This window comes from Paenibacillus sp. JDR-2 (assembly GCF_000023585.1).
Classification (GTDB): Bacteria; Bacillota; Bacilli; order Paenibacillales; family Paenibacillaceae; genus Pristimantibacillus.
On the sequence record NC_012914.1, the window covers coordinates 5,058,524 to 5,084,156 of the forward strand.

Here is a 25,633-nt window from a genome sequence, read left to right on the forward strand (position 1 = left end):
AAGTAGTAACAGGGGCTCGTTCCAGCTAGAAGCGCGTCTTTTTGTCGGTATCGATAAACAGCTTTCCTTTATGGTCGATCGTGCAAAGAAATACTTCCTTGAAATCGTGCACGCCCTGTTCCTGCAGCACATTTTTCAACCAGAATCTGGTTTTGTCCATTTTGGCCAAATTCTCATCCTGAACCTTACCGTCCATAATGAGCGGAATCGGCAGCATTTCGAACCGGAAATGTGCCGGCATTTTGGACTGAGGCTTAAGGATGGGGTCGTCGGTTGCCGCATTTGCTTTTCGTTCTGCCATTAATTCCTCTTGTTCCTTGTTCTCGGTGTCCTTGTTCTCGGCGTCTTTCTTCTCGATGACCGATAATTTCCCCGTTGTCTCCAGAATCGCGAACTCGACATCGGCAACGTTGCTAATCTTATTTTCTCTTAATTGGAGCAGCAGATCATCAAGGTTATAGCGCTGTTTGCGCATGACATCCCGGTTAAGCTTCCCTTTGGCAATAATGAAGCTGGGTTTCCCGTCAAACCATAACCGCAGCTTGCGGTTTTTCAAGGCAATGAACGCGATGCCTACCTGAACGATCAGAAGCACGACCATGGGCAAAATGCCTTCCCACATCGAACGGTCCACATCTTCAATAACGATAACGGCAATTTCAGCAATCATAACGGAGATCACCAGGTCAAACACGGAGAGCTTGCCAATTTCCCTTTTTCCCATAAAACGCATGATCAGAAATACGACGAAGTAAATCAATACGGTTCGGAGCAGCATGCTCCCATATTCCATCCTAACCGCCTCCTCGTTTTTGTCATGCCAGCATCGGAACAGCACGTAAAGCTATTCTGACCTTAGGCATGACACATCATGCGAACGAAGGAGTAACGAATATATGGGTAATTAACCTATGGCAGTACAATAAAATAGATATATATGGTTGAAATAACAAGAGCAAGCAGCGTTAACGGCGCTCCGATCTTCAAGTAATCCAAGTAGCTGAAGCCTTTGCCTTCCCGCATGGCAAGACCCGCTACAACTACGTTGGCCGATGCCCCGATAAGCGTTCCGTTTCCGCCAAGGCATGCGCCAAGCGACAAAGACCACCATAGCGGATTGAGATCATCGGGATTCGTAATATTCATCTGAGCTCCCAAATCTTGAATGAGCGGAATCATCGATGCCACAAACGGGATGTTGTCGATAGTCGCAGAAGCAATGCCCGACACCCATAATACCAGCATGGAGGTCTTAGTCATATCGCCGGAAGTAATCTGCAGCGTGACGTTGGCCAGATTCGAGATGATATTGGTCTCCACCAGACCGCCAACAAGCATAAACAATCCGATAAAGAAAAAGATCGTTTCCCACTCCACCATATCGAAAGTCGCCTCTGCATCCTCCCGCTTCACTCCGATCAGCATAAGAAGCGTGGCACCGCCCATGGCAATCGCTGCCGCTTCAATGTGAATGACCGAGTGAAGAACAAAGCCGGCAATCGTCAGCAGCAGGATGGTTAAAGACTTCATCATTAATTTACGGTCAGTGATGTTGTCCTCCGCTTTTAACTCCATAAGCTTCTGCTTGGATTCGTCGGTTACAATCAGCTTTTTCCGGTAAATCCAGACAAGCAGGGCGATTGTGACAACCAGAATAACAAGAATAACCGGTGCCAGGTTCAGAAGAAAATCATTAAACGTTAAATTCTCGTTGGCCGAACCAATCATGATATTAGGCGGATCGCCGATTAAGGTAGCCGTTCCTCCGATATTGCTCGACAAGATTTCTGCCAGCAGAAAAGGTACCGGCGTGATTTTCAGTATCCGGGTAATCGAAAACGTAATCGGAACGATAAGAAGCACGGTCGTTACATTATCGAGAAAAGCTGAGCCAAGCCCCGTAAGCAAAGACAGGATAATAAAAATCTTAACCGGATCGCCTTTTGCGGTCTGAGCCGCTTTAACGGCAGCGTATTGGAACACGCCCGTCTTATTCGTAATGCCAACCAGGAGCATCATCCCGATCAGCAAGAAAATCGTTCCCCATTCGATGTGTTCGGTGAAGGCCAGCTTCATATCCAATACGCCAAGCACAATCATGATAACCGCACCAAATAAAGCGATAACGGTACGGTTTATTTTCTCCGTAATGACGATGGCATACGTCGTGAGGAAAATAACGACAGCCGCGGTTACCTGCCAGGAAGCAGGATGGTAAATCTGTTCCAAACCAACAACTCCTTGTTTCAGCGATTCAAACAATAAAGCACATTATACAAAAAAGTTGCAAATATCGTCCAGTCACACCAAACGACAGGTCTAATCGGGGCAGCTTGACCATAAGGTGTACTAATAGTCTTGTACAAGGGGGGAATAAGATGAATTCGATCAAATCGATCGCCCGGCCGCCGCGTATCGGCTCTCCGCTAATTGCAGGCGTTATATATTCGATTATTTGGCTTGCTATAGGCGCACTGTTGCTTTCGTTTTTGCTTTATTTCAGCAATATGAAGGAAAATAACCTGCCTCAGTACTCGCTTGCCGTCCATGGCTTATCCGCTCTAGCCGGCGGATTTGTATCGGGCAAACGCTCCGGTATGAAAGGCTGGTATCACGGTGCGCTGCTCGGCTTAATTTACGGCATTACCGTGCTGACCATCGGTTTCCTTGCAGCCAACAGCGGATTGTCCGGCAAAAGCGCCATGATGCTGCTTGCCGCAATGCTGGCTGGCGCCTTTGGCGGAATGATCGGGGTTAACCTTAAGAAATAAGGGTAATGAATAACGATGCCATTGCACATACTACAAGCATGCAAAAAAGAAGCTGACCCTAAGGATCAGCTTCTTTTCATTTGGCATTATTCCGTTGCTGCCGGCGCGCTGTTCAGTACGGAGCTGATTGCGCTGCGGTCGAACGTCATCTTGGTTGTGTCGTTTACGCGAAGCACAACAATGTCGTCCGTCAGCTCAACGATTGTGCCCTGAAGACCGCCAATCGTTTGAATTTTATCACCCTTCTTCAGCTGGCTGAGAAGCGAGTTGCGCTGTTTGGTTTTCTTTTGTTGCGGACGGATAAGCAAGAAATAGAACACCGCAAACATAAGAATAAAAGGCCAGATCATTTGGAAAATATTCGTGCCGCCTGCCTCGCCTGCTGCTAGATATGCATTCATGGAAATTCCCCCCCTTTCCCTAAAATCTAATTTTTAAAAGCCTTTGTCGTTATCAAACAGTCCATACTTCGTGAAGAAATCATCGCGGAAATCAAGAAGACGGTCTTCCATAATCGCCTGACGTACATCACGCATGAGCTGTAATAAGAAATGTAAGTTGTGATAAGTCGTCAATCGGATGCCAAACGTTTCATCTGCTTTGAGCAAATGGCGGATATAAGCCCGCGAGTAGTTCTGGCAGGTGTAGCAAGAGCATTCCGGATCAAGCGGGCCAAAGTCTTCCGCAAACTTCGCGTTGCGGACAACAAGCCGGCCTTGGCTTGTCATCGTTGTCCCGTTGCGGGCAATACGTGTCGGCAATACGCAGTCGAACATATCGACACCGCGGATCGAACCTTCGATCAATGCGTCCGGCGAACCAACGCCCATCAAATACCTTGGTTTGGTTGTTGGCAGCTCAGGTACCGTGTAATCAAGCACCTCATACATTAAATGCTTAGGCTCGCCTACACTTAGTCCACCAATAGCATACCCCGGGAAATCCATGGAAGTCAAATCCTTCGCGCTCTGGATCCGCAGGTCTTTGTACATGCCACCCTGCACGATTGCAAACAATCCTTGGTCATGTTTGCGGGCATGGGAATTCAGGCAACGCTCTGCCCAGCGCGTTGTGCGCTCAAGCGATTGCTTCACGTAATCATAATCAGCCGGATATGGCGGACATTCGTCAAAGGCCATCATAATATCCGAGCCAAGCGCATTCTGGATCTCCATCGCCTTCTCCGGAGAGATAAACAACTTGTCCCCGTTCAGATGGGAGCGGAATTGTACGCCTTCCTCCGTGATTTTGCGCATGTCGCTTAAGCTGAATACTTGAAAACCGCCGCTGTCGGTCAGAATCGGACGGTCCCAGTTCATGAATTTGTGAAGGCCTCCTGCCCGGCCGACAATATCATGGCCAGGGCGAAGGAACAAATGGTACGTGTTGCTCAAAATAATTTGAGCGTCCATCGTTTTTAATTCTTCCGGACTCATCGTCTTGACGGTTGCCTGGGTCCCTACCGGCATAAACGTTGGCGTCTCGATAACGCCGTGCGGAGTATGGACTCGTCCAAGACGCGCGCCGGACTGTTTGCAAACTTTAATTAATTCGTATTTTACAGCCACTATTCATTCTTCCTGTCTACTTGGAATTATCATGCTTGCGCAAGCTGGTGCTAATAGATAAACATGGCGTCGCCGAAGCTGAAGAATCGGTATTCTTCGCGAACAGCCTCCCCGTAAGCCTTCATAATCGCTTCCCGTCCGGCCAGTGCGCTGACCAGCATTACGAGTGTCGATTTCGGCAAATGGAAGTTTGTCAGCAGGGCGTCTACCAGCTTAAAGTTGTATCCCGGGAAAATAAAAATATCCGTCCAGCCGTTGCATGCCTCAATAGGTCCGCCTTCAAACCTTGCGGCTACCGTCTCGAGCGTTCTCGAGGAGGTTGTGCCCACAGCTATTATACGGGCTCCCGACGATTTGGCTTCATTTATTATTACGGCATTTTGTTCGTCCAGCTCGTAATACTCCGAATGCATCTCATGCTCTTCAACCTTATCAACGGACATCGGCCGGAAGGTTCCGAGACCAACATGAAGGGTAATATAAGCAAGCTTAACCCCTTTGTCGACCAGTTGTTGCAGAAACTCCTTCGTAAAATGGAGCCCCGCCGTAGGAGCTGCAGCCGAACCTTCATGCTTGGCATATACGGTCTGGTAGCGTTCTCTCTCCTCCAGCCTTTCCTTGATATAAGGAGGCAGAGGCATCTCCCCTAGACGGTCGAGCAGCTCCTGGAAGATGCCCTCGTACCGGAAGCGAATCGTCCGCCCCCCCATATCGCCTTCATCCTCTACAATCGCGCGGAGAAGCGGTTCACCGCTTCCGTTGTCGCCGAACCACAGCTCAGAGCCTACCTTTATACGCTTGGCCGGCTTGGCCAAAGTCTCCCAACGGTCGCCTTCCAGCTGTTTCAGAAGCAACAGTTCGATCTTCGCGCCTGTATCGGGCTTCACTCCTGTGAGACGCGCCGGAATGACGCGCGTGTTGTTCAGAACAAGCACGTCTCCCGCATTCATATATTCGGCGAGATCCGTAAAGGTACGGTGCGCGATTTCGCCCGTCTCTTTGTTAAGCGCCAGTAATCTTGAAGCCGTACGGTCTGCAAGAGGCGTTTGAGCGATCAGATGCTCGGGTAATTCAAAATCAAACCAATCTACGTTCATGAATCAATCATTCCTTAGCGATGGTTACATCTTTATAGTAGTATTGCAAGATATAAGAGTAGTCATACCCTTGCTGCGCCAGACCTAAGGCTCCATATTGAGATAATCCGATTCCGTGGCCGTACCCCGATCCGACAAAACGGAAGGAAGGATCCTTGGTTGTCGCACGGATCTGGCTGTCCCCGTTCATAACAATAACGTTGCTGTCCGCCTGCGTGACTTTGCCGCCTGCCTGAATCATATAGACGGGCTGAGCGGAGGAAGTCTTCGTGCGGGTCGAGCCGTTTGCCCCAAGCATGGTCACCTTCGCCGTCTCGTCTACCTTAAACAGCGTGCTGGGCAATCCGCCAAGCGCCGAACGAAGCACATCTGGATATTTTACATTGTAAGACTGTCCATTGACAAGCAATTGCGTAACACGGCCCGAAGGACCCGTTGTTCCGACCTGCAAGGAAGTAATCGGACCTGTGACGCTAGCCTGTTTCGTCATCGTAGCAAGAAGCTCCGAAGACGTGAAAGGCCCCTTCACCCAGGACATCGCGTTGTTCTCGACCGCTTTGTCCAGAACGGCAACAACCGTTCCTTTATTCACTTGCCCGACTAACGCAACGGTATCTTCCACTTTCGGATTTTTCCGCACCTTAGAGGCGTCCGTATTTACGGTCATCAGTTTTACGCCGGCCGCATTCGTCTGACCGGAATCGGTCAGGAGATCCTCGCGGATATAACCGGTCTGATTGTTCGGAAGAACAACGCGATACCAGTTGTACAAGCCCTTCTCCGAGGAGCTGTCCGTCGGACTGGAAACGCTCTTCAAGTAGGCAACGGAATTACCCCAAATCTCTGAAGCGTCGGCCGTTTTACCGCCGCCGTTCGACGAGAACAGAGCCTCAATCAGCTTGCCGTTGTACAGCATCACTTCGCCGGCCGTCTCGTCTACCGCTTGAATAGTAGAAGGCTTCTCCGTTACAGTCCCCTGATATTCCTGGCTGCTTACGCTATCCACCACGTTAGCGATTTGGAAGCCGGCACCCTGATACAGCGCATACGTTCGTGCCGATACCGCCTGTGCTTTAAGCGCTTCAAGCGGCCATGACGCAATCATCTCACCGCCAACTACCGAATACAAATATTGCTCGAACGGAAGTTCGTTAACGACGGCCAGCTTGCCGTTAAATTCGCTAACCTCGAATTGCCCCCGGTAAGTCCGGCTGCTGCGCTCCGTAAGCTTGATCGTGCTTTCACCGGCCGGCATAATCCGTACCTTTGCATTATTAACCGGGAATGCGTAAAGCGTAATTGGACTGTCTGCCTTGCCGCTTAAAGTATGGTCATTGCGTTCCAGAAGATAAGCGGAATCATCCGCCGTCTTCAGCCCGCTGCCCGCTGCGCCGGCAGCTGTCTTAACCACATTAAGTTCAGCCGTGCTGGCTGCTGTGCCAACAAACACGGAATAACGCACATTTGCGCTGCCGTCAGCTTTACGAACGCCTACAAATGCATCCACTCCCGCCGCGCTAAAGGCATCGGAAGCTTTAACCGCCTCCGCTTCGGAAGCATAAGTTGTTGCGCTTTCCAGGTGGTACGGCCCTTGAATAGCCGCTTTGGCACTGCCGATCAGTTTGCTGATCGTGCTGTCGGCTATCCATTTGGTCATGGCTGCCGTAGCATCCGCCGCATTGCCGTATGTACCTTCCGTTACCTGATAGACCGTCTTTCCTTTTTTCTTCAGGGAAGTAATAAAGCCGCTTCCCGACAAGGCCTGCAGCCGTTTATAAACGGCAAGAGCCGTATCAAAGCTTTCCGTCTCGATTACTTTTACCTTGTAGTCGTCCTTCGCAATCCGGGACTGCACATTCGCCCCGGTATTGATCCACGGTACCGTACCAGAAGGATCGCTCATTCCTATAGTTAAACCGCCGGCAGAAGAAAATGTAGCTGCCGCCGTGTTAACCTGGTATTTTCCCGGCAGCTGCAGATAGATAGCAACACGAATCGTATCAAGCTGCGGAACGGCGCCAAGCGACGGCTTGGCCCACCAAGTCGATACAAACAATAATCCGGCGATCGTAAGCAGGGATAACCGCTTGAACGACCATCGTTGAAAATTCATCAATGATTCCCCTTTCCCCTCTCATGCTGCGGCGGCACGGAGCAGCCATTCACGGAGCAGCTTTGCTCCGTACGTCCAAACCAGTCATATCTGCGTTTCGCAATATAGCGGTACAATAAATCGCCAACCCGGCTTAAGCCGGGCAAGCGGTAAAGCAAAGCAAGCAGGCGGAAGCCTTTTATGGTGCGCAAAATCCGGACAACGCCGTCAGCGCCTGCATAGAGCCGGCCTTTTTCGTCTGCGACATGCATCTTCTCGTATAGTTCCGCCTCCGCTACCTTCTCGATTCCCGGAACACGGTTCCCCGCTTCGCCAAGCGATTGAATAGGCACGAAAATCAGATTGGCGTTGGAACGAAGCTCTTGCAGCTTCCTTACCGTACCCATGCACAAATTACAGGTTCCGTCATATACGACATACAGCATTTCCCGCTCGCTCTTCATCTTCCTCACCTTTCCGGTACAGGCATCCCGAGATGACGGTATGCCTGATCCGTTGCGATTCGGCCGCGCGGCGTCCGCTGAAGAAATCCGATCTGCATTAAGTAAGGCTCGTAGACATCCTCGATCGTCTGACTCTCTTCGCCAATGGACGCGGCAATCGTATCCAGGCCGACCGGACGGCCGGCAAACGTCGTCATCATGGCCAAAAGCATCTTGTGGTCGATACTATCAAGCCCCACCGGATCGACTTGCTGCAGCTCCAGCGCGGACTTTGCAATCTCGTGCGTAATAATGCCGTCTCCGCGTACCTGCGCGTAATCGCGTACCCGCTTCAATAGACGGTTCGCAATACGCGGCGTTCCCCGGGAACGCATCGCGATTTCTTCCGATGCTTCTCCGATAATGGCAATGTCAAAAATTTCAGCCGAGCGGGATACGATGTAAGCCAGCTCATCCATCGTATAGAATTCCAAACGGCTGATGACGCCAAACCGGTCGCGCAGCGGCGCCGACAGGAGGCCCGCTCTTGTCGTCGCGCCAATAAGCGTAAACGGCGGCAGGTCGAGACGGACCGACCTGGCACTTGGCCCTTTGCCGATCATAATGTCCAGCGCGAAATCCTCCATTGCAGGATAGAGCACTTCCTCTACCGTCCGGTGAAGGCGATGGATTTCGTCGATGAACAGTACATCGCCCTCCTGCAGATTGGTCAGCAGGGCGGCAAGGTCGCCGGGGCGTTCGATTGCCGGACCCGACGTTGTGCGCAAATTAACGCCAAGCTCATTGGCGATAATGTTCGACAGCGTTGTTTTCCCGAGCCCGGGAGGCCCGTACAGCAGAACGTGGTCCAGTGCTTCCTTCCGCATCTTGGCTGCGTCTATATAAATCTTTAAATTTTCCTTCGCTTTGGATTGCCCGATATATTCGGCCAGATACCGGGGGCGCAGGCTTAACTCCATGGCCTGCTCATCCATCATCAGGTTAGCGGATATAATCCGATCTTCCACCCTCGCTCAGCTCCTTTATGTTAGCCTTTAAACAGCTGCTGCAAGGCACGTTTCATTAATGAGTCTACCGTTTCGTCCGCGGTTACCGACGGAGCCAAGGCGCTCCATGCTTTATCCAGCTCGGCGGCCGTATAACCAAGCGCGGAAAGCCCGTCGCGAGCTTCTTCCCAGGCTGTACCGGCGCCTTGCTGCGCGCTAGCCGCGGAAACAGGCTGATGAGGCGCAAGCCCCGCTGCAGCGAGAAGCCCGGCATCCGTCGCAAAACCGGCCAGCTTATCCTTAAGGTCAAGAATCATGCGCTGGGCGGTCTTTTTCCCAATGCCGGGAAGTCTCGTCAGGAACGCGATGTTCTCTTGCTGAATCGCGCCGATAACGGCATCCGGACGCCCGCCGGCCAGTATGCCAAGCGCCACCCTCGGACCGATACCCGATACTTCGAGCAGCTTGCGGAACAAGGTCTGCTCCTCCCGCGACTCAAAGCCGTACAGAAGAATCGCATCCTCGCGGACATGATGGTGAATATAAATGGTGACGGTACCTTCCTTGCCCGCAAAAGCATACGGATTAGGCGTAAACACCTGGTAGCCGACATCTCTGACATCTAAAACGACATATTCGGATTCTACATGAGATATAAGTCCGCGTAAAAAATCGATCATCGAAGCACCTCGTTAATTTTTTGCGACAATCCCGAAGAATGGGCATGACAGATCGCTACCGCGAGCGCATCCGCGACATCATCCGGCTTCGGTATGGCCGACAGCTTAAGAAACATTTTGACCATCTCCTGCACCTGGCGCTTCTCTGCTTTGCCATAACCTACAACGGCCTGCTTTACCTGAAGCGGCGTATACTCTGCTACCGGAAGTCCCCGCTGGGCAGCAGCCAGAATAATTACTCCTCTCGCCTGCCCCACTGCAAACGCGGTTGTAACGTTACGGTTGAAGAACAGCTTCTCTACGGCCACGGTATCGGGCTTATACTTATCCATAAGCGCAACGGCCGAGTCGTAAATCTGCACAAGCCTCTCCTCCTGAGGAGTATGGGCAGCCGTCTGAATACAGCCGTATTGGACCGGCTTCAGCTTATGGCCATCCTTATCAATAAAACCAAATCCCGCGATCGCAATGCCGGGGTCTATACCAAGAACGCGCAATCCGCCAACTCCTTTGCGGCAGCCATTACCGCTTCTTATCCGTCCATTATAGCAAAAGATGGACCATATGAGAACACGCGTTTGAGATCGCCGCAGGGAGGCGGAATCGCTCTGTCTATGAAAAAACCTTCCGCTGGAGAACGCGGAAGGTCAACATCCGATCAATAAGTCGGCTTCATCACTTTTTGGTTGGCCGGCATTGCAAAATCGCTGTAGGTGGACAATACGCTGTTGTATTCGTCCATATCGGTTATCTTGATCCCTTCGGACAGACGGTCTACCTTATCCTGAGGCAGGCTGCTCTCCATATATTTCACGTCCAACTGAAAAAAGGTCTTTACGACCTTCTCTTTTTTTGGTGCCCCTTCAAACAGAGACAGGTAGCCTTGTTTATCCAGCCCGATATAAATATTGCCTTTGCAGGATTGAGAGAAATCTTCTATCTCCTGCTCAAGCAGCACGGTCTGGCCGTCCTGCGACAGCATCGCCGTCCATTCGGGATGAGACACCAGCATTCGTATCACTTCAGCGGAGGTCAATTGACCAAGCGGCTGCGTTTCCTCTCCGCAAATGTACTGGCGGTGCAACTGAACGGCCAGCGGCTCCTCATGCTCCTGTAAAATACGAATCAGACCGGGATTACCTTCTCCCGGTTCTTTAACAGCAGCCCCTGCCGCTGCGGCAGCCGGCGTGCCGTAAACAGCTTGTACAAGCACTGTCACTCCAATTAAGAATGATCCCAAGGTCCACATCGGACGCCGCCCTCGTCGCAGTCTTTTTTTCAATTGCTTCCATAAGCTGAACTTCATCATCATAATAATAGCCCCTTGTATTTCTTTTTGACCTAGTTTAACTCAATGCTTCCAATAATATGCACGCATAAAGTGAAACGGCGATCGACGGAGATTTTTCAGAAAAAGCAAACAGCCTCCTGCCCTTAAAAAAGGCAAGAGGCTGTTCTAAATTATGCATTAGCGATTAATCCAAGGTTTGCTGTTGCGGTCTGTTTTTTTCGACGATTTTGGAGCAACCGAACGGATTTTGGCTGTTTTGCGCGGCTTTGATTTTTTGATTACCGCTTCGGCTACCGCTTCAATCAGCTCTTCTTCCGTGCGTTTACCGCCGCATCCGCATGGATCATTCTGCGCGCCAGCCGTTTGGCCAGGCCAGTAAGAATAAGGACTAAAGCCTTGAGCGCCGGCAACCTGATTGCCGTAATAGCCGTAGCCGGCTGGTCCCATGCTTGCTGGGGATACATTCGAACCTAGCGCAGCCGGGGCGGCATTTGGTCCAAGTGCAAGTGGCGATACATTAGATCCAAGCGCGGTTGGAGATACATTCGAGCCTAGAGCCGCAGGCGATACATTGGAGCCTAGCGCAGCTGGAGATACGTTCGAGCCTAACGCTTCAGGCGATACGTTAGATCCAAGCGCAGCAGGTGATACATTGGAGCCTAGCGCTGCAGGCGACACGTTTGGTCCCATTTCTGCCGGCGATACCATGCCTGGATGACCGTACCCGTAGCCAAAATCCGGGCCAACGTTAACCGGAGATACCATTCCGCCGTAACCATAGCCATATTCCGGACCCATACTTGCCGGCGATACAGCTCCCGGCCAGCCGTGGCCATAACCGCCAACAGGACCTGTCATTTCAGGGCTAACGGCTGTTGGGGCGCTATTTTCTCCCAAAGCGGCCGGAGATACATTGTCGGGACCAAAGCTAGCCGGAGATACCGCACCTGGCCAGCCGTATCCAGGTCCCATTTCTGCTGGCGATACTGCCGTTGGGCCGTAGCCGTATCCAGGTCCCATTTCTGCTGGCGATACCGCACCTGGCCAGCCGTAACCAGGTCCCATTTCTGCTGGGGATACTGCCGTTGGGCCGTAGCCGTATCCAGGTCCCATCTCTGCTGGAGACACCGCACCTGGCCAGCCATAGCCGTAACCAGGTCCCATCTCTGCTGGGGATACTGCCGTTGGGCCGTAGCCGTAACCAGGTCCCATCTCTGCTGGAGACACCGCACCTGGCCAGCCATAGCCGTAACCAGGTCCCATCTCTGCTGGCGATACTGCCGTTGGGCCGTAGCCATATCCATGTTCTGGGCCGACATTTGCCGGCGATACAAAGCCGTAGCCTTGCGTTGGACTTACTGCAGCAGGGCTTACATTAGTTGGAGCCGCGTTGCTGCCTAGAGCCGCAGGAGCTGCATTATTTCCGATCGCTGCGGGGCTTACATTTTCCGCGCCAAATACCGGAGACGCATTTTCGGAACCAAATACAGCCGGCGATACGTTACCCATGCCGTAACCGTAGCCAGGACCAGCCGCGATAGGCATTGTCCCTGGAGGGCACCATGGTCCTTCGCTTGCAGGGCTCACATTGGATCCTGGCCAGCCGCCATGACCGTAACCGAAACCAGGGCCAACTTGCATCGGGGATACCATTGGCGCCATATTGCCGTAGCCATGGTGCTGCTGGGATGCCGCTTCTACTGCAGGAATACCGTATTGCTTGAATAAATCTACGCTTGGCTGCAGACTAGGCTCGGCATTGGATTGCATGATTGGCGACACGTTTGGCTTCATATTTGGTTGAACGTTAGCTTCCATAACAGGCTTCATGTTTGGTTTCATATTCGGCTTCACGTTTGCTGCTTCTTCAGCATGCTTCGCTTTTTTACCCGGCGATTTTTGAATAGGCAGAGCTTTCTTTGCAGGCTGCTCTTTCGCTGCCGGAGCTACGGGAGTAACAATTGGCGCCGTTGGTTTTTTCTCGATCGGAGCTACAGGAGCTATTGGAGCGGTTGGCGTTTTTTGAACCGGTGCTTGAGCTGCCGGCATTTGGCCAGTTGGCTTCTTGCCAACCCAATTCTGTACGCCATGCATCAGCGACATCGGATGAAGCGGATGATGCGCGTTTCCTGTACCTTGTGCGGTTACGCCGCCGCCCTGTACTTCTGTCGGAGTAGCTGTTTTAGGTATGTTGACAATTTCGCCTGTCAGGAGCACATTCGGGTTTTTAAGCTGCGGATTCGCTTTAATCATGTCTGCCAGAGGCACTCCCCAAGCTTTCGACAGCTTCCAAAGCGTATCCCCTTGTTTCACTACATGCTGATGCATAATATCCAGTCCTCCTGTTCCGCCGCCAACCTCGTTTGCCGATGGAACCTTCAGCTTCATTCCAACATCCAGCATATCCGGGTTCGTAATGGAAGGGTTCAGCTTTAAAATGTCTTCGATCGATACATTATGTTTCTGGGCAATGAAATACAATGTATCGCCTTTCTTTACAACATGGATTTTCACTAGCAAAAAACCTCCTGTCACGTTCTTTGTGTAACGGCACGGCGAATGCCTGCTATCAATCATTACATCCTATGCAGAACGTAGGCTGGTGTCTCCACCTTCACGCAAAAAAAATAGCGCTGCCCATAAAAGGGCAACGCTATGGCTTATCATTTCATTACAGAAGCTGCTCGTATGTAAAGCTTGGATAGCTGCCAAGAATCCGCACCTGGCATCCGATCGCTTCGATTTCTTCCAGTGCCGAAGGCAGAAGTACCGTATCCAGCGCCATGTCGATATCGATATAAAAATAATAATTGCCCAGCTTTTTCTTCGTCGGCCGGGATTCGATCTTCGACAGGTTGATCTTCCGCCAGGCAAACGCGGCAAGCACTTGATGCAAGGCACCCGGGTAGTCCTCAGGCAGCGTAATCAGAATACTCGTCTTCTGCTTATCGGATTGCCGTGCCGTAAACGGCTTGCTCCCCACCAGCAGGAAACGGGTAAAGTTATTATCGTGGTCTGTGATTCCCCGGCTCAGCACATCAAGCCCGTTGTTGCCGGCAGCGGTCATCGTGCCAATCGCCGCCCAGCCTTGGCCGGGGTTTTCCTTCACGATCTTGACGCCCTCCGACGTGCTGCCAGCCGTCTCAATCTCTGCATGCGGGAGCTCGCTCCGCAAAAACTGGAGACATTGCGCAATCGCTACCGGATGGCTGATCACTTTCCTGATCTGGCTGAAATCAACCGTACCGCCTTCTCCGGCTGCTTCGGAGCTGCGTCCGATCAGATTCTGAATCGAAGGGTATACCCATTCCGCCTGGATGGGCAGATCCACCTCATGAACCAGCCAGTCCACATGCAGATTGACGGAGCCCTCAATCGTATTCTCTATGGGAACAACGCTATAATCGCTTACGCCGTTTACGGTCGACATGAACACGTCCGCAATCAGGCGGTGATGCTTCCAATTCATGGATTCTCCGGCAAACAGCCGCTTCACTGCTTCATCCGATACGGAGCCGGCCGGGAGTACTGCTATCGTCTTCATCGAACAACTTCTCCTTTGATCCGTTCCATAAGCCCTGGAGTAGGGGTTGCTGCATCCTCGACCGTAATCAACGGGCCTTCTCCGCCTGGCTTCAGCCACATCGTCTCTGCTTCGATGCCTTCCTGCTTCAATGTGGCGAGCAGGAATTGCTCCAGCTCGGATTTGCTCTTGCTGTCAGCATCAACAAACGCGATAAGAGTAGGGCCCGCTCCGCTAAGCGCAGCTCCAAGCGCGCCGTATTCGACGGCCTGCTCCAGAATCGTCGACATGCCGGGAATAAGAGGTGCCCGGTATGGCTGATGAAGCCGGTCGCGCATCGCATGGCGGATCAATCCAAGCTCACCGCTAGCCAGCGCCGCAACAAGAAGGGAGCTGCGTCCGACATTAAATACGGCGTCAGCCATGCTGATTTGCTTAGGCAAGGCATGACGGGCTTTTTCCGTTGCCAGTTGGAAAGCCGGGATCGCAACAAGCGTCTCCAGCTTTGCATGCGGCGCAAGTCTTACATAATCCGCACGCTCACCGTCCCAGGCGGATACAACGATACCGCCAAACAAGGAAGCCCCGACATTGTCCGGATGTCCCTCCAGCTTGGTCGCAAGCTGGAACAGCTTATGATCAGTCAGAGGACTTCCGATCAGCGCATTTGCCGCAACCAACGCGCCAACGATAGCGGAAGCGCTGCTTCCAAGACCTCTCGCAAGCGGAATATCGCTGTACATCGCAACATCAAGCTCCGGAACGCTCACGCCCGCTTCTTCAAATACAAGCTGAGCCACTTTATACAACAGATTCGATTTATCGGTTGGAATGCCTTGCATTTGATCGCCGTACAGCCGGAAGGTTGTAGTCTCCGCTGCCGACATCTCGATCCACGCATAGAGCGAAAGCGCCATGCCAAGCGTATCGAAGCCAGGACCCAAATTCGCCGTGCTGGCCGGCACTTTCACAATTACTCGACGATTATTCATGACGGATAAAGCTCCTTTGTTTGCTTTTGCAATAAATCCTGCTGCTTAAGTACAGACGGCTTAGCCTTCTACACGGTATACGCTTTTCACTTTGCGAATAACGTCCAGCGACTCAAACTTCTGCAGAACTTTTTGGATTGCAGCTTTATTCGCATCATGCGTAATCACGATAATTTCGGCATCCGGATTATTCGGATTGGGCTGCTGGAGCACCGACTCCAGGCTTACTTCGTACTCGGCGAAAATTTGCGTAATTTGCGCCAGTACGCCCGCGCGGTCATCCACATGCAGCAAAAGGAAATATTTCGAAGAGATCTGCTCGTCGGATTTGAGCTTCTTCTCTTTGTAAGTAAGTACGCTTTGCTTGCCGTTAACGCCAAGCTTCAGGTTCTTCACAACCGCTACAAGGTCGGATACGATCGAAGTTGCAGTTGGCAGCTCTCCTGCGCCAGGACCATAGAACATGGTCTCGCCTACCGCTTCGCCATACACGTATACCGCGTTATATACGCCGTTAACCGATGCGATCGGATGCGATTTCTTCACCATTGTCGGCTGTACGCTGATGCTGAACTGGTCATCTTGACGCTCTGCGATACCCAGCAGCTTCACTTCGTAGCCAAGACGCTTCGCATACAGGATATCCTCTTTGGACACCTTCGACATGCCTTGTACGGACACATCTTCAAGCGCTACCTTCGCGCGGAAGCCAAGCGTTGCAAGAATCGTCATCTTGCGCGCCGCATCCAGGCCTTCTACGTCGGAGGTTGGATCCGCTTCAGCATAACCAAGCTCCTGCGCTTCTTTAAGCACATCGCCATAGGATGCACCCTCAAGGCTCATCTTTGACAAAATGTAGTTGGTCGTACCGTTCACGATACCCATAATCTTCGTAATCCGGTCGGAAGAGAAGCCCTCCACCAGCGTACGGATAATTGGAATACCGCCGGCAACGCTTGCTTCGTACAGCACGTCGCAGCCATGCTCCTGCGCTTTCGCCAGAATCTCCGGGCCGTGCAGCGCCATCAGATCCTTATTCGCGGTTACGACATGCTTGCCGCGGGAAAGAGCTTCCATGATGTATTCTTTTGTTGATCCAATGCCGCCCATCACTTCAACGATAACGTCGATATCCGGATTGCCGATAATTTCCCAAGGATCTTCCGTCAGCTTGTTTGCGTCAATCGAAATGCTGCGGGCTTTGCTTTTATTTTGCACGAGAATTTTCTCGATAACGATCGGGGAGCCGACCTGGCTTTGCAAATCTTCCTGATGTCCTTCAACAATGCGCACTACGCCAGTCCCTACAGTACCGAGACCAAGCAATCCTACCTTCACTGGCTTCATACATTTCCCTCCATCTAATCAACCTTGTCCGATAACGGCAGCTTTCCGCACGCCTTCCTGGCTGCGAATGACTTCAATCAGCGTTGTTAGTTCCTCATTCAGCTGTGAAATATCTACGGATAAAACGACATTGGCTAAACCCTGCAGCGGAATGCTCTGATTCATCGTCAGCACATTCCCTTCAAGGCTTGCCACAAGAGCCAATACCTTAGATAATACACCGGATCGATGCTCCAAATCCATCGATATCGTCACGATCCGTTCTCTTTCCAGCTCCTGAAGCGCATATACGCCATCTTTATACTTATAAAAGGCGCTTCGGCTAAGTCCTACCTTCTCTACCGCCTCATGCACCGTGGACGCCTCGCCCCGGCCAAGCATCTCTTTGACCTGGATCGTCTTTACGATCGCTTCCGGGAGCATATCCTCACGAACGACATAATAACGTTGCGTCACTATTTCGTCCTCCCTACAAAGACAGATGTTCTTCTATAATGGACATTATATCGGAATATAAGAAATGCGGCAATAGGTAACTGCGATGCTTTTCAACAAAAAAAAGACGGCCATAGGCCGTCTTTCCTCTTTTTTGCTATATTTCATTAACCGTTATAGTCGCTGCCCTCGAAGAACTCGAACGTAAAGTCGGCAATCTGAACCGTATCTCCGTCCCTCGCGCCTTCGCGGCGTAGCGCTGCGTCAACGCCCATTTTGCGCATCATTTGCGCAAAACGCATAATCGCGTCGTACGAGTTCATGTTCATACGCTTCAGATAATTCTCGATTCTTGCGCCCTGCACGACAAAAATCTCGTCTTCGCGATGAATCGTAAAGCTGTCATCCTCACGCTTCTCGAACGTGAATACTTTACGTTCCGCGACATCCTTCACTTCTTCAACCGATACTTCTTCCGGAACCGAGTCCAGCGTATCCGCCGCTTTGTACAAGAGCTCCTGCACGCCTTGCTTGGTCAGCGAGGAGATCGGCACGATAAGGTATTCCCGGTCACCGCGAACCTCGTCCAGCTGCTGCTTGAACAGCTCCAGATTATCAGCCGCCTCCGGCATATCCATCTTGTTCGCCGCAATGATCTGCGGACGTTCCGACAGCTTCTCGTTGTATTTCACAAGCTCTTCGTTAATTTTGACCCAATCCTCGAACGGATCGCGGCCTTCCGTACCCGCCATATCCAGGACATGCACAATTACTCTTGTGCGTTCAACATGCCGCAGGAATTCATGGCCAAGCCCTACGCCTTCATGAGCACCTTCGATCAAGCCAGGCAGATCGGCCATAACGAAGCTGCGGCCGTCGCCAACGTCTACGACACCAAGGTTAGGCGTAATCGTTGTGAAATGGTACGCGCCAATCTTTGGCTTAGCACCGGACACAACCGAGAGAAGCGTCGATTTGCCTACGCTCGGGAAGCCCACAAGCCCCACGTCCGCCATCACTTTGAGCTCCAGCGTTACCCAGCGCTCTTGCCCTTCTTCCCCGTTCTCGCAAATATCCGGAGCAGGATTGTTAATCGTCGCGAACCGGATGTTGCCTCGTCCGCCGCGCCCGCCGCGCGCAACGACAACTTCTTGCCCGTGGCGCGTCATATCGGCGATAATTTCCTGCGTATCGTCATCCACAATGACAGTTCCCGGAGGGATACGTATAATCATATCGTCCGCGCTTGCGCCGTGCATCGATTTTACTTTGCCGCGCTCGCCTGCCGGTCCTTTGAAGTGCTTCTGGTAACGGAAGTCCATCAGCGTTCTGAGACCCTCGTCCACACGGAAAATAACGTCGCCGCCATTTCCGCCGTCGCCGCCTGCAGGTCCGCCTTCAGGTACGTATTTCTCGCGGCGGTAGGACACGATCCCGTTGCCTCCGTTGCCGCCTTTTACAAATATCTTCGCTTTATCGACAAACATGTTTTGCCCCCGTTCAAGCGCGCCATTCCGCTTTTAATACCAATTTCCGCTGCGGATGCTCCACATCGACCGGCAATAGAGACGCGCCTTCCAACTGCTGTTTTATTTTATCCGCAAGCTGTTGCTCGCTGGTTAAATCGCCCTCGTAATAAATAGCTACAATCAGCATCTCCTCTTCGCGGGAGAGCTGTACAGTAAGTACTGCCGGATCGCCGTATCCTGTCTTTACCGAAAATCTGTAGGCGTTGATCAGACTGATCAACGTTTCCGCAATAGTCTTGCCCCCATCATCCAGCTCGTTCAGGTAAATGCCTTCATCCAGCTTCACCTGGAGCTGCATGGCATTGGTAAGGGTACGGAAAGATTGTATATAGCTGATTAGCGACGGAACGCCAAGCTTTGCGATTTGGCTCTCTTCCGTCATTCTAGCCCTTATTTTCTCCACGTATTCCACGGTTTTATCCAGCTTGTTCATCCGTATGTAACCAAACAATACCTGAAGATCGTTCATCCAATCATGCCGGTGGTGATTTAGTGTTTTTACACTGGCCGTCTGCAGCATATACACGGTCCGTGCCAGCCTGTGTTCCTGTTCCTTGCGTTCTGTCCTGATCCAAAATACCGCAGCTGCTATTGTCCATAAGAGAAAAAGTGCAACCAGCCATACCGAAGAAGGCCAAATAAGTACAGCCGCACCGGGCAGCACAACGGTAGCCGCTGCCGACTGTCTCGCCATTCTAATGCGATCCATCCTGATCGTTCCCACTTTCTGCTTGTTTCCTAGCTAAACCAGTATAGCATGCGATTTCGGTAGCCGAAAGATCTAAAACCAAGGTGAAACGTCTTGCCGTTATAAAATCAAACAAAAACCCCGACCTGTTCATCAGGCCGGGGCACTTGGTGCTATTAAGCTTCTACTGCTGCGGCTACCGGAGCCAGATCAACAGGGTACACGCTCACTTTTTTGCGATCGCGTCCCAGACGTTCGAACTTCACTACGCCTTCAACCAGTGCGAACAGCGTGTCATCTTTACCGATACCCACGTTAGTACCTGGGTGAATCTTAGTACCGCGTTGGCGGAACAAGATGCTGCCAGCGGATACGACTTGACCGTCAGCGCGTTTAGCGCCAAGACGTTTCGAATGGCTGTCGCGGCCGTTCTTAGTAGAACCTACACCTTTCTTCGATGCGAAAAGCTGAAGATCTAATTTCAACATGGTGTTTCCCTCCTTCGTTAAAGAAGTTGTTCATGAATTACGACATATTTGCCGTAAGTTTTTGCGATTGTGCCGAGCATAACGACCATCGATTCGAGCAACAGCTGCACTTTGTCGTCAATTTCCTTATCCGGCTGCTCCGGAATGTCCGACGATAGCCAGCCATTCTTCATCACAGCAGGTAATTCCACCGTCGCCAAAGCCTCGATAGCGTTGACGGTTCCGACCGAAACGGCCGACACCCCGGCGCAGATAATATCCTTGCCGCGGTCTGCATATTTAGCGTGTCCGGAGATCGCAAAAGATACAATCCGTCTGTCAGCGGCTCTACGTTTCACTGTAACGGAAATCATAAGAAAGTCCTCTTACGCTTGGATTTTCTCGATTGTTACTTTAGTGAACGGTTGACGATGACCTTGCTTGCGGCGGTAGTTCTTTTTGGCTTTGTATTTGTAAACGATGATCTTTTGGCCTTTACCTTGTTTCTCGACTTTGCCGGAAACCGTAGCGCCGGAAACAACTGGAGTACCAGTTACGAGACCTTCGCCGTTAGATACTGCCAATACACGATCAAACGTTACGCTTTCGCCTTCAGTTACGTTCAGTTTTTCGATGTAGATTACATCGCCCTCTTGAACTTTGTATTGCTTGCCGCCAGTTTCGATAATTGCGAACATGAGTTGCACCTCCTTATTGTCGAAGACTCGCCTAATCCAGGTGGCTGCAGCAAAAGCTGCCGCGCTTATACCCGATTGGAGCGGTTCATGCATGTCCACACAGTTATAGGATGAGACATACTAGAACATTCTAGCACACTATGCCTAACCAATCAACTATTACCTAGGAATGAATCGAAGATTTCTTTCCTGTGCCGCCGCATGCCGGGCATCGCTCCGTTAATTGCCGCGCGGCATTGTCCCGGGCTTTCCGCCTCGTCAATTCAAGAAGTCCAAGTCTTGTCCAGCCAAACACCGTGCATTTGGTCCGGTCCTTCTTCGCCCAATCCGACAGTCTGGCCATAACCTTCTCCCGGTTGGATTCATTTTCCATATCAATAAAATCAATAACGATAATGCCGCCAACGTCGCGAATCCGGAGCAACCTTGCTATCTCATCCGCCGCTTCCATATTTGTCTTGAATACCGTATCTTCAAGTCCTGTAGCGCCAATGTATTTTGCCGTATTTACGTCAATAACGGTTAAGGCCTCCGTCTCATCCCATACGAGTGAGCCGCCGCTCTCCAGACGGATGCGGGACGAAAAGGCTGCCTCAATCTGATCGGTTACCCCAAATCGGTCGAACAAAGAAACCTTTTCCTTACGTGCTTCAAACAGCTTCAACCGTCCGGCAAGATGCGGAGTCATCTCCTTCAGAAGAGAAACCGCTTCACTGTAACGGGAAGGATCGTCCAGCCATACCTCATCCATATCGTCCGTCAGCGTATCTCTTACCGCCCGCCGCAGCAACCCCGCCTCGCGGTGCAGCTCCGCAGGCGCCTTGGCATGATCGGCACGCTGCAGAACGCTTGTCCACAGCTGACGCAGCTGATCAACGTCGGCTCCAAGCGATTCCTCGCATTCGCCTTCCGCCGCAGTACGCATAATAATGCCTTCTTCGCCTTGCCTCAGCCGCTCGCCAATCATCCGGATCCGCGATCGTTCGCTTTCGGCCATAATTTTCTTCGATACTCCGATATAACCGGCAATCGGCATGTAGACCAGCCAACGGCCGGGCAGCGTAAAATGAGTCGTTACGCGGGCGCCTTTGCTGCCCATCGGTTCTTTCATCACTTGTACAACAAGCTCCTGCCCGGGTTTTACCAGCTCCGTGATAGAGGGTTTGTGCTCCGGCTGTTTCTCCAAATGCGGGTGCAGCAGATCATCTATGTATAGAAACGCGTTTTTTCCCAGACCGATATCTACGAAAGCGGCCTGCATGCCTGGCAGAACATTGACTACTCGTCCCTTGTATACATTACCGACTAATCCGCTGCTCTCTGACTGTTCCATAAAAAAATCGATAAGCCGACCGTCCATCAGCACGGCGGTCTGCAGCAGCTCGCCGTGTCCGTGCATTAACATCCGCTTCATTCCCGAATATCAACCGCCTTACTTTTTGTCATCTACTCTATTCTACACCAAGGCTCCTAAGCGAAAAAGTGGTCTATTTTACCTCTATCGAAAAAGTTCGATAACAGCCCGGTTCGGATCCGGCTCGGTCAAATAGCGGTCAACGATTTCTTTCTCGGGAACAACCTTGACGACTCGGCCTTCCAGCTCCATCAAATAAAAGAGATGGTACTGTTCACGCCATAATAGACGAACAACACCAATAATTGGTTGCTTCAAATTTACAATTATTGGACGAGCCAGCGTGCCGCGGGAGATGGCACGGACGGCAACCCGGTCGCGGTGCATAAGGAAGCGGACAAACAAATACGGCATGTTGCGGTAGTACGTCCAATTCGTCATCAGAAGGAACAAGCCAACTACAAGCAGATTAAGCTGAATGCCGGCATCCGGTCGGAATGCGTTAGACAACGCATAGCCTATCATCAACATGCTAAGGCTAATGCTGATCCAGGAGGTCCACTTCATCATGGAATAGTAATTGAAGCCATAGCTGAAGGCAGCTTGCATCAGCTTGCCTCCGTCCAGCGGATAAATAGGCAGCAGGTTAAATAAGCCAATCATAAGATTTGCCTGCCACACATAAGCTGCCCATTCCGGATCCCACCAGCCCAACTGGCCGCAACCCCAAGCGGCTAGTCCCATCCATACATTTTGAAGAGGACCCGCGATGGCGATTAACGAATCCTGCTTGGCCGGAATGCTGCCTGCATCTTCAATCTCCGCAACGCCTCCAAAGGGAAGCAGCTTCACTTCCCGCACCGTCAAATCAAAGGCTCTTGCAACCACGACATGTCCAATCTCATGGACTAGCACGATCAGAAATAAAGTGAAGAGCTCGGCGAAATAACCGGTCACAACAGAACCAATCATGACAAGCACAAACAGCGGATGAACGGACCAGCGGATCCCCTTCCATTTAATCAATCGGAATCACGCCCACGGGATCGACGTATTGGTTATTTTGACGTATAGCAAAATAAAGAAGACTTGGCTCCTCGCTTGCGGTTTCTTTCAATGTCCCGATTCCGTCGCCCGCTTCCACCCAATCATTTTGTTTAACGTTCGCAGCCCCCAGCTTGCCATACACGGAATCACGGCCGTTCGCATGCTCAATCACAACCGTAAAGCCGCTGCCGTTCTCTGCCTCCGATACAACCAGGACTCTGCCCGTCTCGATGGCCGATACCTCTTCCTTGGACGTGCCAGCCAGCTCAACTCCGTTCAAGAGCTCGGCAAAGGTGCGGACGATAGCGCCGCTGGGAAGCGGAGACACAACAGGCAATTCCACTGAACCGTTAGCGGATTCGGCTTCTTTCGTATTATGGTTGAAAATCGGGATAAAAGACGGCGCGCCGGCAAAAGTCTCCTTGTACCAGGTCGCAACAGCCGTAAAGTCCATTTCATCCGTTAAAGCGTTTTTGACGATGGTTTGCCCCTTCTGCGCAAGCGGCGATTCATTGTGAAAAACACCCCAGATCGCGGCAAACAGAAGTGCGGCTATAATGACTTTCCATTTCAGTTCGCTGCGGAAAAAGGGCCTGCGGCCGCCGCCTTCGTTAATCGACTCGTAAATCGAAGCGATATCGCCTCCATGGCGGCCGTTTTTCCCATCACCGGACTCCCAGCCCAGCCATGGATGCGGATTGGTTTTCCACAGCTTCTCCGGGTCAAGCTCGTCCCCGCCGCCCGTATCCATATGATAGGGCACAGGCAAAAAGGACTGCTCCTCGTACCTCGGATTCTGTTTTTCCTTAACCGGCCGTACCTTGGCCGGCATGACCTGCTGCTCCTGTTTACGCTCCTGCTGCTGCCACAGCTTGGCCTGCCTTTCCTGCTGCTCCAGCAGCTGTCTGATTTTCTCCTGACGCCGCTCTCTGATACCGTCTTTTTTACTCATCGAATAGCCTCCCTCTCGCAAGACAAGCCGGCTGCCATTGGCGCAGCCCACATTTCCTTTCTACATAAATATGTGGCCAAGCTGACAAGTATGCTGCGCCAGAAACTGCGCAGTTGAATGTTCTTCGATCGCTGTTGTTCCCGGATTCCTTGAATTTACTGGTCAATGGTTGGAATCCGGTGAACAAAGGCGAGCGCTGCCGCTTCTTCAGAATCATTCAACTGCTCCGTTTTAGCTTGAGGGCCGAAAAAAGCCGAGCAGGTTTATGTCTGCTCGGACATGGCGGTTTCTTCACGAGCTGGGCGAAAGGCTTCAGCTCTTTTTGAGATGCAGGTTAAGGGCAAGGGCGGAGCATCAAATGATTCTGTAGAAGCGTTAGCGGTCGCTTTTGCGAGGGGATTCCAATCTGATTGGAATAGTTCAAGGAATCCCCGAGCAATGGCGATCGGAAGAACATTTGATGCGCAGCGCGGCCTATTTACCTGTAAAACAAAAAAGCTGGCCTATTCGGCCAGCTCGTACTTCTCTTGGTGGGCGTTAATACTAAACAAAATACCGACACACAGCATGTTGAGCAGGAGCGAGGTACCGCCGTAGCTGATGAAAGGCAGCGTAATCCCCGTGATCGGCATAAGCCCGATCATCATGCCGATATTTTGAAATATCTGAAAGACGTACATGGAGGCGATCCCGATAACGATAAACGCAGCCCGATTATCATAACATCGGAAGGCGATAAGTATCATCCTGTATATCAATAGGAAGTACAGCAGCAGCAGGATCGCCGAGCCCTGGAAGCCAAACTCCTCCCCGATTACGACAAAGATCGAATCGGAATAAGGATAGGGAATGAACTTCCCGTTAATCATGTCGCCCTGCAAATAGCCGTCGCCGCTGAGGCCGCCGGAACCGATCGCTATCTTGGCATTTTCCGACTGATGCTTGTCATCGGATGATGCCTGGCTAGGGTCCAGGAACGTATTGATCCGTTTGTACCAGTGTTCCTTATGATGGTCCTTCAGGTAAGTCTCAATCTCGGTGTTAAACATGGAAAACAAGGAGATAGACAATACGACCGCCGCAACAACCGCGGTCAATCCAACAAGCACATGGGTATACTTGACGTTGCCGATCCAGAGCATTCCCAAGACGATAACAATGTAAATAATCGCGTTGCCAAGGTCAGGCTGAATCATGACGAGTAGGAACGGCAGAAATGCAAAGGCCGCAATCGGTAGCAAGTCCTCGATAAAGGTTAACCGATCTCCCTGCCGACGGCCCATAATATAAGCAATACCGATAATAATAATGATCTTCATAATCTCGGCAGGCTGAAACAAGAAGCCGCCCGGCAGTTTGAACCAACCGGACGCGCCGTTAATGTTTGCCCCAAAGAAGAAGACCGCTATAAGCAGCGCCACTCCGATACCGTATAAAACGTACCAGCTTTTCAGTAAGATGCGATAATCAAATACGGTAGCCATTATAGCTACTAAAAAACCGGCTATATAAAAGACGACTGTTTTCAGATCATAGTTGTGATAAAGCGGGTTGTTATGCGTAGCGCTTCTAACCAAAATGGTACTAATGCCCATCAGGCAGACCAGAATGGCTACGATGCCCCAGTCTATCTTTTTCAGCTTGTTTAGCAC

General features: G+C 51.5%; 26 protein-coding genes. 1 reads left to right on the forward strand and 25 read right to left on the reverse strand.

Annotated features, from left to right (window positions below; all coding sequences use genetic code 11):
• Nucleotides 1-25: 25 nt before the first annotated feature.
• Nucleotides 26-793, reverse strand: a complete 768-nt coding sequence (locus PJDR2_RS22115; protein WP_015845953.1) for a DUF421 domain-containing protein — start codon at nt 791-793, stop codon at nt 26-28.
• 116 nt (nt 794-909) lie between these two features.
• Nucleotides 910-2,229, reverse strand: a complete 1,320-nt coding sequence (locus PJDR2_RS22120; RefSeq protein ID WP_015845954.1) for an ArsB/NhaD family transporter — start codon at nt 2,227-2,229, stop codon at nt 910-912.
• 149 nt (nt 2,230-2,378) lie between these two features.
• On the opposite strand from PJDR2_RS22120, the gene PJDR2_RS22125 reads away from it, so the two are divergent.
• Nucleotides 2,379-2,771: a TIGR04086 family membrane protein gene (locus PJDR2_RS22125; RefSeq protein WP_015845955.1), complete on the forward strand. Its 393-nt coding sequence runs from the start codon at nt 2,379-2,381 to the stop codon at nt 2,769-2,771.
• Nucleotides 2,772-2,857: 86 nt separating this feature from the next.
• Here the strand turns inward: PJDR2_RS22125 and yajC are convergent, their stop codons facing one another.
• From yajC to PJDR2_RS22245, 23 genes are all read right to left on the reverse strand, one after another.
• Entirely contained in the window at nt 2,858-3,172 is a 315-nt protein-coding gene (yajC, locus tag PJDR2_RS22130) for a preprotein translocase subunit YajC (protein ID WP_015845956.1), read from the reverse strand.
• Nucleotides 3,173-3,205: 33 nt separating this feature from the next.
• Nucleotides 3,206-4,342, reverse strand: coding sequence for a tRNA guanosine(34) transglycosylase Tgt (gene tgt / locus PJDR2_RS22135; RefSeq protein ID WP_041613565.1), 1,137 nt, complete (start codon nt 4,340-4,342; stop codon nt 3,206-3,208).
• Between the two features lie 47 nt (nt 4,343-4,389).
• A complete protein-coding gene (gene queA / locus PJDR2_RS22140) occupies nt 4,390-5,436 on the reverse strand; it encodes a tRNA preQ1(34) S-adenosylmethionine ribosyltransferase-isomerase QueA (protein WP_015845958.1) in 1,047 nt (348 codons plus the stop codon).
• A 7-nt stretch (nt 5,437-5,443) separates the two neighbouring features.
• Nucleotides 5,444-7,549 carry a SpoIID/LytB domain-containing protein gene (locus PJDR2_RS22145; RefSeq protein WP_015845959.1) on the reverse strand — a complete coding sequence of 702 codons (2,106 nt, stop codon included), beginning with the start codon at nt 7,547-7,549 and terminating at the stop codon, nt 5,444-5,446.
• Nucleotides 7,549-7,992 (reverse strand): thiol-disulfide oxidoreductase DCC family protein, encoded by a 444-nt coding sequence (locus PJDR2_RS22150; protein ID WP_015845960.1) that lies wholly within the window; start codon nt 7,990-7,992, stop codon nt 7,549-7,551. Before PJDR2_RS22150 ends, PJDR2_RS22145 begins: the two co-directional genes overlap by 1 nt.
• A gap of 5 nt (nt 7,993-7,997) precedes the next feature.
• Nucleotides 7,998-8,999: a Holliday junction branch migration DNA helicase RuvB gene (ruvB, locus tag PJDR2_RS22155; protein ID WP_015845961.1), complete on the reverse strand. Its 1,002-nt coding sequence runs from the start codon at nt 8,997-8,999 to the stop codon at nt 7,998-8,000.
• 20 nt (nt 9,000-9,019) lie between these two features.
• Nucleotides 9,020-9,658 (reverse strand): Holliday junction branch migration protein RuvA, encoded by a 639-nt coding sequence (gene ruvA / locus PJDR2_RS22160; protein WP_015845962.1) that lies wholly within the window; start codon nt 9,656-9,658, stop codon nt 9,020-9,022.
• A complete protein-coding gene (ruvC, locus tag PJDR2_RS22165; RefSeq protein ID WP_015845963.1) occupies nt 9,655-10,155 on the reverse strand; it encodes a crossover junction endodeoxyribonuclease RuvC in 501 nt (166 codons plus the stop codon). Before ruvC ends, ruvA begins: the two co-directional genes overlap by 4 nt.
• Before the next feature lie 161 nt (nt 10,156-10,316).
• Nucleotides 10,317-10,970 carry a BofC C-terminal domain-containing protein gene (locus PJDR2_RS22170; protein WP_049790069.1) on the reverse strand — a complete coding sequence of 218 codons (654 nt, stop codon included), beginning with the start codon at nt 10,968-10,970 and terminating at the stop codon, nt 10,317-10,319.
• A gap of 156 nt (nt 10,971-11,126) precedes the next feature.
• A complete protein-coding gene (locus tag PJDR2_RS32050; protein ID WP_015845965.1) occupies nt 11,127-13,463 on the reverse strand; it encodes a LysM peptidoglycan-binding domain-containing protein in 2,337 nt (778 codons plus the stop codon).
• Between the two features lie 157 nt (nt 13,464-13,620).
• Complete coding sequence (gene pheA, locus PJDR2_RS22180) at nt 13,621-14,493, reverse strand: prephenate dehydratase (protein ID WP_015845966.1); 873 nt, start codon at nt 14,491-14,493, stop codon at nt 13,621-13,623.
• Nucleotides 14,490-15,464 (reverse strand): homoserine kinase, encoded by a 975-nt coding sequence (gene thrB, locus PJDR2_RS22185; protein ID WP_015845967.1) that lies wholly within the window; start codon nt 15,462-15,464, stop codon nt 14,490-14,492. Before thrB ends, pheA begins: the two co-directional genes overlap by 4 nt.
• Before the next feature lie 60 nt (nt 15,465-15,524).
• The gene (locus PJDR2_RS22190) at nt 15,525-16,811 is read right to left on the reverse strand and encodes a homoserine dehydrogenase (RefSeq protein WP_015845968.1); all 1,287 of its coding nucleotides are present in this window, start codon (nt 16,809-16,811) and stop codon (nt 15,525-15,527) included.
• Between the two features lie 18 nt (nt 16,812-16,829).
• Complete coding sequence (locus PJDR2_RS22195; protein ID WP_015845969.1) at nt 16,830-17,267, reverse strand: ACT domain-containing protein; 438 nt, start codon at nt 17,265-17,267, stop codon at nt 16,830-16,832.
• 146 nt (nt 17,268-17,413) lie between these two features.
• The gene (obgE, locus tag PJDR2_RS22200) at nt 17,414-18,733 is read right to left on the reverse strand and encodes a GTPase ObgE (RefSeq protein ID WP_015845970.1); all 1,320 of its coding nucleotides are present in this window, start codon (nt 18,731-18,733) and stop codon (nt 17,414-17,416) included.
• Nucleotides 18,734-18,746: 13 nt separating this feature from the next.
• Nucleotides 18,747-19,484, reverse strand: a complete 738-nt coding sequence (locus tag PJDR2_RS22205; RefSeq protein WP_015845971.1) for a Spo0B domain-containing protein — start codon at nt 19,482-19,484, stop codon at nt 18,747-18,749.
• Nucleotides 19,485-19,639: 155 nt separating this feature from the next.
• Nucleotides 19,640-19,951, reverse strand: a complete 312-nt coding sequence (rpmA, locus tag PJDR2_RS22210) for a 50S ribosomal protein L27 (protein ID WP_015845972.1) — start codon at nt 19,949-19,951, stop codon at nt 19,640-19,642.
• Nucleotides 19,952-19,968: 17 nt separating this feature from the next.
• Nucleotides 19,969-20,304 carry a ribosomal-processing cysteine protease Prp gene (locus PJDR2_RS22215; RefSeq protein ID WP_015845973.1) on the reverse strand — a complete coding sequence of 112 codons (336 nt, stop codon included), beginning with the start codon at nt 20,302-20,304 and terminating at the stop codon, nt 19,969-19,971.
• A gap of 12 nt (nt 20,305-20,316) precedes the next feature.
• Nucleotides 20,317-20,628: a 50S ribosomal protein L21 gene (gene rplU / locus PJDR2_RS22220; RefSeq protein ID WP_015845974.1), complete on the reverse strand. Its 312-nt coding sequence runs from the start codon at nt 20,626-20,628 to the stop codon at nt 20,317-20,319.
• Between the two features lie 163 nt (nt 20,629-20,791).
• On the reverse strand, nt 20,792-22,042 hold the full coding sequence (locus tag PJDR2_RS22225; protein WP_041613567.1) for an Rne/Rng family ribonuclease: 1,251 nt from the start codon (nt 22,040-22,042) through the stop codon (nt 20,792-20,794).
• A gap of 84 nt (nt 22,043-22,126) precedes the next feature.
• Entirely contained in the window at nt 22,127-23,008 is an 882-nt protein-coding gene (locus PJDR2_RS22230; protein ID WP_015845976.1) for a M50 family metallopeptidase, read from the reverse strand.
• Nucleotides 23,001-23,981 (reverse strand): peptidoglycan DD-metalloendopeptidase family protein, encoded by a 981-nt coding sequence (locus PJDR2_RS22235; RefSeq protein WP_015845977.1) that lies wholly within the window; start codon nt 23,979-23,981, stop codon nt 23,001-23,003. Before PJDR2_RS22235 ends, PJDR2_RS22230 begins: the two co-directional genes overlap by 8 nt.
• A gap of 503 nt (nt 23,982-24,484) precedes the next feature.
• Complete coding sequence (locus PJDR2_RS22245) at nt 24,485-25,633, reverse strand: FtsW/RodA/SpoVE family cell cycle protein (RefSeq protein ID WP_015845978.1); 1,149 nt, start codon at nt 25,631-25,633, stop codon at nt 24,485-24,487.

What these genes read in the sequence shown, in the direction of transcription:
- PJDR2_RS22115 (WP_015845953.1), bottom strand. Translation starts at nt 793, where the DNA reads ATGGAATATGGGAGCATGCTGCTCCGAACCGTATTGATTTACTTCGTC.
- PJDR2_RS22125 (WP_015845955.1), top strand. Translation starts at nt 2,379, where the DNA reads ATGAATTCGATCAAATCGATCGCCCGGCCGCCGCGTATCGGCTCTCCG.
- yajC (WP_015845956.1), bottom strand. Translation starts at nt 3,172, where the DNA reads ATGAATGCATATCTAGCAGCAGGCGAGGCAGGCGGCACGAATATTTTC.
- queA (WP_015845958.1), bottom strand. Translation starts at nt 5,436, where the DNA reads ATGAACGTAGATTGGTTTGATTTTGAATTACCCGAGCATCTGATCGCT.
- PJDR2_RS22145 (WP_015845959.1), bottom strand. Translation starts at nt 7,549, where the DNA reads ATGAATTTTCAACGATGGTCGTTCAAGCGGTTATCCCTGCTTACGATC.
- PJDR2_RS22150 (WP_015845960.1), bottom strand. Translation starts at nt 7,992, where the DNA reads ATGAAGAGCGAGCGGGAAATGCTGTATGTCGTATATGACGGAACCTGT.
- ruvA (WP_015845962.1), bottom strand. Translation starts at nt 9,658, where the DNA reads ATGATCGATTTTTTACGCGGACTTATATCTCATGTAGAATCCGAATAT.
- PJDR2_RS22170 (WP_049790069.1), bottom strand. Translation starts at nt 10,970, where the DNA reads ATGATGATGAAGTTCAGCTTATGGAAGCAATTGAAAAAAAGACTGCGA.
- pheA (WP_015845966.1), bottom strand. Translation starts at nt 14,493, where the DNA reads ATGAAGACGATAGCAGTACTCCCGGCCGGCTCCGTATCGGATGAAGCA.
- thrB (WP_015845967.1), bottom strand. Translation starts at nt 15,464, where the DNA reads ATGAATAATCGTCGAGTAATTGTGAAAGTGCCGGCCAGCACGGCGAAT.
- PJDR2_RS22190 (WP_015845968.1), bottom strand. Translation starts at nt 16,811, where the DNA reads ATGAAGCCAGTGAAGGTAGGATTGCTTGGTCTCGGTACTGTAGGGACT.
- obgE (WP_015845970.1), bottom strand. Translation starts at nt 18,733, where the DNA reads ATGTTTGTCGATAAAGCGAAGATATTTGTAAAAGGCGGCAACGGAGGC.
- PJDR2_RS22205 (WP_015845971.1), bottom strand. Translation starts at nt 19,484, where the DNA reads ATGGATCGCATTAGAATGGCGAGACAGTCGGCAGCGGCTACCGTTGTG.
- rpmA (WP_015845972.1), bottom strand. Translation starts at nt 19,951, where the DNA reads ATGTTGAAATTAGATCTTCAGCTTTTCGCATCGAAGAAAGGTGTAGGT.
- PJDR2_RS22215 (WP_015845973.1), bottom strand. Translation starts at nt 20,304, where the DNA reads ATGATTTCCGTTACAGTGAAACGTAGAGCCGCTGACAGACGGATTGTA.
- rplU (WP_015845974.1), bottom strand. Translation starts at nt 20,628, where the DNA reads ATGTTCGCAATTATCGAAACTGGCGGCAAGCAATACAAAGTTCAAGAG.
- PJDR2_RS22225 (WP_041613567.1), bottom strand. Translation starts at nt 22,042, where the DNA reads ATGAAGCGGATGTTAATGCACGGACACGGCGAGCTGCTGCAGACCGCC.
- PJDR2_RS22235 (WP_015845977.1), bottom strand. Translation starts at nt 23,981, where the DNA reads ATGAGTAAAAAAGACGGTATCAGAGAGCGGCGTCAGGAGAAAATCAGA.